At 66.7% G+C, this 10348-nt stretch carries 11 protein-coding genes; 5 read left to right on the top strand and 6 right to left on the bottom strand.

The genetic code is table 11. The features are described 5' to 3' along the window. Positions 1 to 310 precede the first annotated feature (310 nt). From DTQ71_RS08305 to DTQ71_RS08295, 3 genes are all read right to left on the bottom strand, one after another. Positions 311 to 1252, bottom strand: coding sequence for a hypothetical protein (locus tag DTQ71_RS08305; RefSeq protein WP_109563839.1), 942 nt, complete (start codon positions 1250 to 1252; stop codon positions 311 to 313). Positions 1253 to 1321: 69 nt separating this feature from the next. Beyond that, entirely contained in the window at positions 1322 to 1894 is a 573-nt protein-coding gene (locus DTQ71_RS08300) for a class I SAM-dependent methyltransferase (RefSeq protein WP_211317115.1), read from the bottom strand. 183 nt (positions 1895 to 2077) lie between these two features. Beyond that, positions 2078 to 3004: a LysR family transcriptional regulator gene (locus DTQ71_RS08295; RefSeq protein WP_109563838.1), complete on the bottom strand. Its 927-nt coding sequence runs from the start codon at positions 3002 to 3004 to the stop codon at positions 2078 to 2080. 109 nt (positions 3005 to 3113) lie between these two features. On the opposite strand from DTQ71_RS08295, the gene DTQ71_RS08290 reads away from it, so the two are divergent. Both DTQ71_RS08290 and DTQ71_RS08285 read left to right on the top strand, forming a co-directional pair. Continuing rightward, positions 3114 to 3557 (top strand): cupin domain-containing protein, encoded by a 444-nt coding sequence (locus DTQ71_RS08290; protein WP_109563837.1) that lies wholly within the window; start codon positions 3114 to 3116, stop codon positions 3555 to 3557. Between the two features lie 4 nt (positions 3558 to 3561). After that, entirely contained in the window at positions 3562 to 4362 is an 801-nt protein-coding gene (locus DTQ71_RS08285; RefSeq protein WP_109563836.1) for a glutathione S-transferase family protein, read from the top strand. Positions 4363 to 4587: 225 nt separating this feature from the next. Here the strand turns inward: DTQ71_RS08285 and DTQ71_RS08280 are convergent, their stop codons facing one another. After that, positions 4588 to 5454 carry a LysR substrate-binding domain-containing protein gene (locus tag DTQ71_RS08280; protein ID WP_170125363.1) on the bottom strand — a complete coding sequence of 289 codons (867 nt, stop codon included), beginning with the start codon at positions 5452 to 5454 and terminating at the stop codon, positions 4588 to 4590. A gap of 324 nt (positions 5455 to 5778) precedes the next feature. Here DTQ71_RS08280 and DTQ71_RS08275 point away from each other — a divergent pair, with 324 nt between their 5' ends. From DTQ71_RS08275 to DTQ71_RS08265, 3 genes are all read left to right on the top strand, one after another. After that, positions 5779 to 6459, top strand: a complete 681-nt coding sequence (locus tag DTQ71_RS08275) for an FMN-dependent NADH-azoreductase (protein WP_109563834.1) — start codon at positions 5779 to 5781, stop codon at positions 6457 to 6459. An 86-nt stretch (positions 6460 to 6545) separates the two neighbouring features. Beyond that, a complete protein-coding gene (locus DTQ71_RS08270; RefSeq protein WP_211317114.1) occupies positions 6546 to 6992 on the top strand; it encodes a nucleoside deaminase in 447 nt (148 codons plus the stop codon). Between the two features lie 633 nt (positions 6993 to 7625). Then, positions 7626 to 8117, top strand: a complete 492-nt coding sequence (locus DTQ71_RS08265; protein WP_109563832.1) for a hypothetical protein — start codon at positions 7626 to 7628, stop codon at positions 8115 to 8117. Between the two features lie 423 nt (positions 8118 to 8540). On the opposite strand, the gene DTQ71_RS08260 is transcribed toward DTQ71_RS08265, so the two are convergent. Together DTQ71_RS08260 and DTQ71_RS08255 are read right to left on the bottom strand one after the other, a co-directional pair. Further along, a complete protein-coding gene (locus tag DTQ71_RS08260; protein WP_170125361.1) occupies positions 8541 to 9119 on the bottom strand; it encodes an antibiotic biosynthesis monooxygenase family protein in 579 nt (192 codons plus the stop codon). A 644-nt stretch (positions 9120 to 9763) separates the two neighbouring features. Then, positions 9764 to 10345: a rhodanese-like domain-containing protein gene (locus tag DTQ71_RS08255; RefSeq protein ID WP_109563830.1), complete on the bottom strand. Its 582-nt coding sequence runs from the start codon at positions 10343 to 10345 to the stop codon at positions 9764 to 9766. Positions 10346 to 10348: the final 3 nt, after the last annotated feature.

The raw sequence follows: 10348 nt of genomic DNA, 5'->3' as shown, positions 1-10348 counted from the left end.
TTTCTCTCCCCCGCGCCGCTTGGACACGCGCCGAAAGCGCACGCACCCCCCATCACCGCCGCAATGTGAGACGCTATCCGGGCGCTCGAAATCTGATCCCGGTAGCCGTCTTAAAAGGTGCCGCGATGGCCGACGAAATATTCCGTTATACCGCGAAGCGTCTCACAAACCCTGACGCAGCGGAACCCTGAAAATTTTCAATTTTGGGGACATTTCATTAACTTAGTCGTCGCGCCGCCGCCCACCATTGCGAATCTGTCCGCTATCGGCCCGCAGCGCGCGAGTCGTTTCCCTTTCGGAAACAACCGACTCAACCGGCGCGCGCGGCCCGCTCCGTCGCCACCGCCCCGGCACTCGTCCAGCTCGGTGGCGCCGTCTCGATCCGCTCCAGAACCATGTCCGAAAGTGAGGCGAGCAATACGTCATGCCACCGCGCGACGCCGGCCTCGCCCTCGTCCCGCAGCCTCTGCGCGCGGCCGGTATCGGGCAGGATGTCGGCATCGGCCTCCATCTCGGCGCGCAGGACCTCGGCGGCGCCGGGCGTGGCGAGATGGGCGAGCGCGGCACGGGCCGGCCCGCCATAGCCCAGCACAGTCATGGTGGCGACGGCCAACCCGTCCCGCTCCTCGCTCGACAGGCGGCGGCCGAGACGCGCGGCCATGCCCTCGGCCAGCCGGCAGAAGATCGTCAGCATGATGATCCCCGACGCCGCCTCGCGCGGGGTGACGCGGGCCATCACCGTCAGCGGAAACTCGATGCAGACCAGCCCGCCCTCGCCGAAGGGCGCGACCCGCCCGCAGCGCCCGGCGCTAAACCCCGGATCGAAGCGCAGCATCTGCGCCATCCCCTCGGAGACGGCGCGCAGCATCGCGTCGGCCGCGGCCTCGTAAGCCTCAGGCTCGACGCCGCCGGGGGCGGTGGCGGTAATCTCGACCTCGGCGCGCCGCCGTTCCGCCCCGCCGCGATTGTCGAGCACGAGCGCATGATCCCCCGGCACCGCCGCCGCGACCTCGAAGCGCACCGGGCCGGTCACCCGCGCGCTGTATAGCGCGGCGCCTGTCTCGGGCAGGGCCTGGAAGGCATCGGCATGCACGAGATGGATCGAGACGGGGCCGTCCGGGCGCACGGCCACGGAGAGCCCGGCCCCCTCGGGAACGGCCGACAGGATCGTGGCGGTCCACTCCCCTGCCCCAGCCTCGATGCGAAATCCTGCTGCGGGGTCCGCGTTCTGCGATGGGTCGGTATCGGTCATGGCCCGACCCTAGGGGCTTGGCGGGCCATTCGGCAACCGGCTTCAGACGCGGGCGGCGGCGCGCTGGTCTCAGCGATCCGCCTTGCGGAACACGCTATACTGAAAGCTCTGGCGATTGCCCTTCGGCGTGATGTGCATGTGGCGTTGCGCGTCCAGCGCCTCAAACCGGCCCGGCAGCAGCCTGTCGAGTTCCTCTGCCAGAGCCTCGGGCGCGTAGCGCATCACGGGCAGGCCCGAGCACGTCTCCGGCCCGTCATCCGCAAAGGTGGCGATGATCGCGATCCCGCCCGGTTTGAGCGCAGCAGACAGCGCGCGGGCGTAGCCGGCACGCTCCTCGGCCCCGGTCAGGAAGTGAAACACGGCACGGTCGTGCCAGACTGCATAGACCCGCTCGGGCTGCCATGTCGTGATGTTCGCCTCGATCCAGGCGATGGCGTCGCCCCGCGCGCCGAGGCGCCGCCTGCTGACCGCCAATGCGGCGCCCGACAGGTCCAGCACGGTCAGCGGGCCGAACCCCTCATCCAGCAACGCATCCACCAGGCGCGATGCGCCGGCGCCGATATCGATGAACGGCTCGCCCGGGTGCAGATGCGCATGAACGAGTTCGAGCGACAGCGCGGGCGTGGCCTCGAACCAGGTCAACGCCTCCTCTGACCGTGCGCCATAGACCTCGTCCCAGTGCTTCTGCCCGCCCGCTATTCGTCCGCCTCCTCCGACTCGGAGCGAGCCTAATTCATCGGATCGCCGGGCAACACCATCATCGCGGCACAAATCCACCGCCGCCGTATCAGCGACGGCGAGTCTCACGCTGCCTCGACTGCCCTGTCAAAGGTCCAATCGGCGCAAGAGGCCGAAAACCTGGTCCCGCATCCAGCGTGCAAGCGGCGCTTTGTCCGACCGCCTGTGCCAGGTGCCGATGATGAGCGGCGGGTCTATCGGCATGGGCGGCTCAAACACCTGGAGGCCGAAGGCGTCGGAGACGTCGGCTGCCAATTGCGCCGGCACGAGCGCGATGAGATCGCTTTCCCGCACCACACGGCACACGCCCGAGAACACAGGCACCGTCATCGCGACGCGCCGCTGCCGCCCCAACTCCGCCAGGGCGGCATCGCCCATTGCCGCGATGTTGCCCTCCGGTGAAAACAGGACGTGGTGCAGAGTGCAGAACACGTCGATGGGCATGACCTGGCCTGACTCGAGCCCCTCGACGCCCGGATTCCCACGGCGCGCGATGACATGAAAAGGCGAGCGGAAGAGCTCTTCTCGCCTGACCCAATCCGGTAGCGTGGTATCGGGGATCAGCGCGAGATCCGCATTGCGGCGTTCGAGGCTGGCCACATAGTCCTGAGGGACGAGATCGATGAGTTGCGCCCGAATACCTGGGGCCTTCTGGAGCAGCAGCTCCCCGAGGCGCGGCATCAGCATCTCGGCGAAGAAATCGCTGGCCGCGATGCGGAACGTGCCCTCGGCGGTTTTCGGGTCGAACCGCGCCACCGGTGAGAGCATCGCTTCGATCCGTTCGAGCTCCTGCCTGACGGGATCGCGCAGCCCGGCGGCGTAATCGGTCGCGACCAGCCTGTTGCCCTGCCGCACGAAGAGCGGGTCGCCCAGGGCATGGCGCAGGCGCGACAGACTGCCGGATACGGCGGATTGCGACAGGCCCAGTCGCGCGGCGGCCTTCACGGTCGAGCCCTCGCGAAAGATCGCGTCCAGCACACGCAGCAAGTTCAGGTCGAAGGTCGCGAAATTCACCAGGGCGATAGCCTGTATCGGGGAATGCGGTTTGTTCGATACCGTGGCCCCGACCTATGCTCCCGTCAACGAACGCGCGTTCGTTCGTGTCCCCGAACGGAGTGGAAAGATGAAGGACCTGACCGCCGATCCCGACGCCATCGAGTGGCTCGGCGTCCGCTACAAGACCATCCTGTCGCCGGAACAGACTGGCGGCGCCATGTCCATCGTGGACAGCCTCTCGCCCGTGGGCAGCGGCCCGCCGCGGCACGTCCACGAGGCCGAGGACGAGACCTTCGTGATGATCACCGGCAGCTGCAAGGTCTGGATCGAGGGCGACGCGCGTCTCGTCGGCCCGGGCGAGAGCGTGTTCATCCCGCGCGGCAAGAGCCACACCTTCAAGGTGGTCGGTGACGCGCCGTCCCGGCATCTCGTGATCCTGACGCCGGGCGGCTTCGAGGGGTTCTTCGCCGATATGGCCTCGGGCCAGTTCAGTATTCCGGAGGACATGCCCGCGATCGAGGAGTCCGCCCGGCGCCACAACCTCCGCTTTACCGGTCCGCCCCTGGAGTGAGCCAATGACAGCGCGCCATATCGTCTATCACATCCCGGTCTGCCCGTTTTCCCAGCGGCTGGAAATCCTGCTGGAGCAGCGCGGCCGGCGCGACGCGGTCGAGTTCCGGGTGGTCGATATCACGAAGCCCCGCGACCCGGAGCTTCTGGCCAAGACGCGAGGGACCACCGCGCTCCCGGTTCTCGAATTGCCGGACGGCAGGATCCTCAAGGAAAGCCTCGTCATCCTGCGCTATCTCGACGAGGCGATCGACGGCCCGCCCCTGCGCAGGAGCGACCCGGCAGAACACGCGATCGAGTCGATGCTCGTCGCGCGAGAGGGGCCATTCACGATGGCGGGGTATCTCTTCGTCATGAACCAGGAGCGGGACCGCCGCGACGCCCATGCCGACAAGCTGCTGTCCCTCTATCGTGACATCGACGCCTTCCTGCTCGAACACGCGCCGGAGGGGCCCTTTCTCTTCGACCGGTTCGGACTGGCCGAGGCGGTCTTCACGCCGATGTTCAAGCGCTTCTGGTTTCTCGACTACTACGAGGATTTCCAGCTGCCGGACACGTCCGAGTATCGCCGCGTGCGCGCCTGGCGGGAGGCGTGCATGTCCCACCCGGCGACTGAGCAAGTAAGCCGGGAAGAGATCGTCAAGCTCTACTACGACTATGCTCTCGGCGCCGGGAACGGGGCGCTGGTCGACGGCCGTTCCGTTTCGAGCTTCGCGTTCACACCGCGCTGGCAAGACCGCCCATGGCCACCGCGCAACAAGTATGACGGGACGGCCACCGACAAGGCGCTCGGCCTCGTGGCCTGACAGTGCGGGCAGGTGCGGCGCGTCGATGGCCGAGACGCGGCCGGTTCGGGCAACAGGACGCGGCATGGCTGGGAGCCGGCTGGCGCTCCTCGCTGCGGAACATCTCATCGGCAGGGTTTCAAATTGGGCGCCCCGCCTGCGGACGCCGGAGTAGGTCGCACCTCAACCGCAGCTGGCGGCGCCGCTGGTGCGGCATGAAACTCCGCTGGAGCGCCCCGGCGCGGATCAAGCCCGATCGAACGCCGCCTCGAGCCAGCGAATGAACCGCGCGATCTTTCGCACCCGAACCCGCTCCGGCAGACACAGCACGCTGTAGGAGAGCCCCGGCACCTGAATATCCGGCCGGAAGGGTATCAGCAGCCCGCGCGCCGCCAGATCCCCCGCAAGGACGTTGCTGATAAGCGCCAGCCCCTGCCCCGCGATCGCGCATTGGGCGACGTGATGCTCCTGCTCGAAATGCCGCAGCTTAGGCCTGCCCTCGGAGGAAGCGGCCGCAACCCAGGCTTCGGGGGTCATCGACGGCAGGCCCGGCTGTTCCCACTCGGTGCTCAGGATCGTCGCGCCATCGAGACGCCCGCCAAGCGCGGCCACGACATGCGGCGCACCATAGAGGCCGATCCGCTCCTGCGGGAGCGCGCGCGCCAGCAACGGCCCCTCCTCAACTCCGTAGCGGATCGCCAGATCGACCCGCCGGTCCCGAGCAAGATCGACGGGCACCGTCCCGGTTTCGAGCCTGAGGCGGATCTCGGGATGCGCCGCCTGGAACGCCTCCAATCGCGGCACCAGCCAGAGGGCCGCGAAGGCCGGGGTGGTCGTCACCGTCAGGTCATGCTCGGTGGCATGAACTTCGCTCAGCGCGTCGGTGATTTCGGTGAAGGCGGAGGCCAGCCGCTCGGACAGCCGCCGCCCCGTCTCGGTCAGATGCACCGCGCGGGTCTCGCGTACGAAGAGCTGTGTGTCGAGCGTCTGTTCGAGCCCGCGGATGTGGTGCGACACGGCGGTCGGCGACACCGAAAGCTCTTCTGCGGCGTCCTTGAAGCTCCCGAGGCGGGCGGCGGCTTCGAAGGCGCGAAGCGAAATGAGGGAGGGCATGGCGCGGAGCATGCCCTCTTATACATGAGTCTGGCTTCATCATCAAAGATACCATCGAGCGGGCGTCATTCAAATTCTCGCGCCTGGACCTCAGGGGGAGTTCGCGCGAACGAGAGGCATAAATCGCCTGCTTCGGGTCGTCAGCCGCGATGGGATCCTTGCCAGGAAGAAACTCCGAGGGCAGCCATCCGCTCGGAAATAGACCAGTTGAATGAGCGGATCTCATCCACCGGCAGAAATGCTGTCTTTGTCGGCGAAGGCCGATGCATGGGAAAAATGGCCCATGAGACCCGGTGACACCCCCTCAGGACCAGGAGACTTCCCATGCCCACTATTCTGCATATCGATGCGAGCGCTCGCCCCGGCCGCTCCGACGAAACCCGCTTCGGCTCCCACAGCAGGCGTCTGAGCGCGAAGTTCGTCGAAGCGTGGCGCGCCCGCCGCCCGCACGACACGATCCTCTACCGCGACGTCGGACAAACCCCTCCGGCCCCGGTGACCGGGCAGTGGATTCACGCCGCCTTCACCCCGGCCGATCAGCGCGAGCCCTGGATGCGCGAGGCGCTGGCGGAAAGCGATACGCTCGTCGATGAATTGCTGGCGGCCGACGTGATCGTGGTGGGGGTGCCGATGTACAATTTCGGCGTGCCCGCCCAGTTCAAGGCCTATATCGACAACATCGTCCGCGTGGGCAGAACCTTCGGCTTCGACCGCAACCGCGATGGCGAGCCCTATTGGCCGATGGTGCCCGCAGGCAAGCAACTGGTCGTTCTCTCCTCGCGTGGCGATTTCGGCTACGACCCCGGTGAACGGCTCGAAAAGAGCAACCATGTCGAGCCCGGTGTGCGGACGCCTTTCGCCTATATCGGCATCACCCAGACGCATTCGCTCGCCGTGGAGTATGACGAGTTCGCCGACGAACGCCTGCAGGCCTCGCTCGCCCAGGCGGAACAGTCGATCGACGCGCTGGTCGCGCGTCTCACGGCCAAACGGCTGGCCGCCTGAAACATGGGCCGGCGCAAGCCGGCCCCACTCAGTTGGGAAAGAACATGATGCCCCCCTCCCAAGCTTTGCCCGGCCTGGACGCCCTGTTGGAGCGTGCGCTCGAAATGGCGACCGAACGCGCAATCGCGGGCGCCGCGCCCTTCGCCGCGCTCGTCGTCGATGCGGACGGATCCGTTATCGGAGAAGGCGTGAACCGCGTCGTCGCTCGGAGCGATCCAACGGCCCATGCGGAGATCGAAGCGCTTCGCGACGCGGCAGCCAAACTCGGACGGACCAGCCTTCATGGCCATGCCGTGATCGCATCAGGCGAGCCGTGCGCCATGTGCGCCATGGCGCTTCGCACGGCAGGCGTGAATGCCGTCTATTTCGCGATGAGCCGGGATCAAGCGGCCACGGCCGGATACGACTATCGATCCAGCTACGAGGTTCTCGACGAAGCCGCACTGGGGCGAGATATGCCATCTCACCATCGTCCGGCACCTGGAACCGAGGCCAAGCTGGCGCGATGGTCGGAGACGCCCGCGACGTTCTAGAGCCGTGGGACGGGATTGCCCGGCGTCGAAAGGCGCAATGGCGATGTGGGTCGATCAGAAAGCAAGCGTTCTGAATCGGCCCCGCCCCGCGTCGATTATCGAAGTCGGTCAGCTGGCTCATATCTCGTGAAAGGGCGTCAGTTTGGCCGTTTGCCCTGCCAGGATCTGGTCGCGCAAAGTGTTCAGTTGGGGCCGGTCTCAGACAGTCGCGATCTTGTCCCAAACCGCGCGAAAGAAGAGCGCGCAGGTCAGTTTTGTGAAATCATGCGCCCGCTCCGAGGGGGCCTGCGCCCTGCGCCACCGATCTCGCAGCGCCATGACTGCCTCGTCGTTCGACAGGCGGCCGACTGTCCTTCGGCATCCTCAACCGTTTCACCGCCCTCGGCATCCAAATCACGCAGCCCGTCGACCAATATCAAACGGGGAAAGCCCCCGGCCTTGAGGCGCTTCGTGCAACAGCGCCGAAGGGAGGAACCAGTAGAGACAGTTCATTCCGGCGCGGCGTCGATCTGATGCTGCGGACGCTGCCTGTCATGCTGTTTCGCATGTCGATCTACTTCGGCGCGGCACTCGCCCATAGCGTCGTCAGCGGTAGGGGCGCAGGGATTGGCTGGGGGATCTGCGTGCTGGGGAATGAAGGTTTCCGCGCCTCGACCGCCGTCTTCGGCGGCCGCCCTCACGGGCATCGGCGTGGTCGCGCTCGTGATGTACTGGCTCAGAGAGTACATCCTCCACATCGTCCAGGCCGGCCAAATCGCGATCATGGTGGATCTGATCGACACTCGTCCGCTCCCCAAAGGCAGAAGCCAGCCTAGCAACGCCCGGGCGATGGTGCGCGCCCGCTTGGTCGAGACCGGCGCGCAGTTCGCGGCCGATCAGATCGTGAAAGGCGTGTTGCGCGCGATAACCGGACTGATCCTGGCTGTGTTCACGCTGCTGCCGTTCCGCGGGATGCGGCAGTTGCTGACGATCCTGCGCGCATTCCTGAACCTCGCCGTGGGCGTCATCGGCGAGGTGATGCTTGCGCATGCCATGCGAACTCGCGCCGCCGACACAAGGAGTTCGGCCCGCGACGCTGCCCCGCGCTCCCGCCTCGGTGTTCCTGCCGCATGCGCCGACTTGTGAGCCCCCACGCAAGCACGCGGTCACGCTGGTCGACCTAGAGGAACCGTCGCTGCGCCATTACCGCAGTGGGGTCACCGTAGAGACGCGCGAGATCCAGCCCCAGGCGGCCGACGGGCCAGTGCCCTTGTCGCTCGTTTCGGTCGAACGGGACAATCTGGACCCCGCGCTTCGGGCGCCACTGGCCAAGAGCTTGGGGCCCGATCGCGTCGCGCCGCCCGATGCCTTCGGCACAGGGCCGGACGTCGGGTGGCGCAGCGTGATGTGACCCGTTCAGGGGGATGGTCTCCGCCCTCGTTGCGATGCGCCGGCGCGTGCTTGCCCCGTCTGGGACGGCCCGGTGCGCCCCGGTCCCGAGCGCAGCGGCCGATCAGCGGCTCCGGGTGGGGAGTGGCCGCCGAGCGCAAGTGCGCAATTCGGGGCGCGTCATGGAGCCCTTGGCTGAGGCGCATCCGCTCGATCGAACTGGCCATAGTCGCGACGAATGGCGTAGGCCGCGATCTCGTCGATGCCGTCTGGGCATGGCCCCGCGTCGCATGCGCGCTGGAGATCCTCGACAGCCCCGAAGGTCGCCAGCGAGACGTACTGCCCTTCGCGGTTGAAGCTCGCGAATGCTGAGAACCCCGCTGTCTGGACCGGCCGTGACCCATGGAGCGCCAGCACGAAGGACGTGGCGGATGTTGCCGGAACCGGGCGGGCGTCCATCTGTGCCCCTCCGTGCAAGACCCGTTCTCCGACACGGATGCGATAGTCCCTGAAATGCACCTTGTTGCCAGCCTCCTGGGACCTGCGGTGCTCGGTGTTCTCGCGCCACGCGACGATTGCCTCCTCGCTTTCCCACAGCTGATGCGACAGGATCGTATCGGGGTCGTCGAGCGCCTTATAGCGGTCGAGGAACACGAGCCCCTCGTGCCGGGCGAGCACCGGTCGCAGGCGCGCCACGTGCTCGAAGTAATGGTCGAGATGCCCGGGTTTCGGCTGCATCTCGAAGAAGAGCGCGTGCATGATCGTCCCCCCCCCCTTGGCCGCGGCGCCGCATGTCGGTGCAGGCGCCGCCGGCACATCTCCGCGTGGCGTGTCTGTCATGACCACGGCCCGTTGGGCAATCCGGCTCCGGGCTCGGCTTCTTCGGCAGCTGCCGAGGTTCGGTCGGCGACGGATCGGCGCAAGGGAACGTAGCTGGGCGGCGTGCCCTTGCCCTGCGGCTACCGCGTCGAGATGAAGCGCCGGACGCCCCGACATTCGACGCATACTCAACGCCGGCCCGAAGAGCGAACGAAGCGGACCTGCCGGCCTGTTGGCAGTTCAACCGGCGAGTGCGTCGATTCTTTCAAGGGAGGCCAAGGCGTCGTGCCAATCCGCGCGACTGGAAAAGCAGATTTGCGCATCGGGTCGCATGCGGGTTCGAAATTGGCGACCGGCCGGATCGGTCTCTACGGGCAGATCCAAGGTCGACTTGGGCTTCGAAGGGACGCTCCGGTCAGATTTGAGCAGCGGTCGGTCCGGAATGGCGGACGACCGCTGCCGTTGGCCAGGATCTCAGATGTCGACCTTATCGGCGATGCTCAGCGTGCCGTCGGGTTCGACCCCAGGATAATCTACCGGACCGTCCACCTTGGCGTGACCGAAGGGGGACCAGCCGGAGGGCGTCATCGGTCGTCCGGGTAGGCCTGCCAGTCCTCAATCGCGTATCCCCATTTCAATCCCGCATTCCGCCAGCCGTTCACGACACGCTGCCCGGCCGAAGGCCCATCCGACGCGCGGTCGCCTTCGAAACCGTCGATCATGGAGTAGGCCCGTGTGAAGCCCATCTGCGCAAGGAGATCCGCGGCCCGCGCGCTTCGCGATCCGGACCGACACATGATGATGATGGGCTGATCGGGGCGGATCCCCTGAGTCTCCGCCCACTCGCGGACAGCGACAGGGAAATCGGGGTTTATCTCCATCGCATAGGTCCGCCGCTCGGGGTCGTACTCGGGCATCATCGGCATCTGCATGTAGGGGATATGGACGCTGACCCGGTGCGGCATACCGACGAAGGCCACCTCGGCCCGCGAACGCACGTCGAGCAGGATGACGTCGGGATCTTCCAGGAGCGTCGCGGCCTCGGCGGCCGTGACATAGAGGCCCGACATGGTCCGTTTCGCATCGGGCAGCGTCTGAGCATCGGAGGCAAGCGTGGAAAACGCGATGCACAGGGCCGTGCATATCGTGACAGATATCGGGGTCATCGT

The organism is Jannaschia seohaensis, assembly GCF_900116765.1.
GTDB classification, from domain to species: Bacteria; Pseudomonadota; Alphaproteobacteria; order Rhodobacterales; family Rhodobacteraceae; genus Jannaschia; species Jannaschia seohaensis.
Note: the sequence above shows the minus strand (reverse complement) of the source record. Positions and strands in the feature narration are given on the sequence as shown.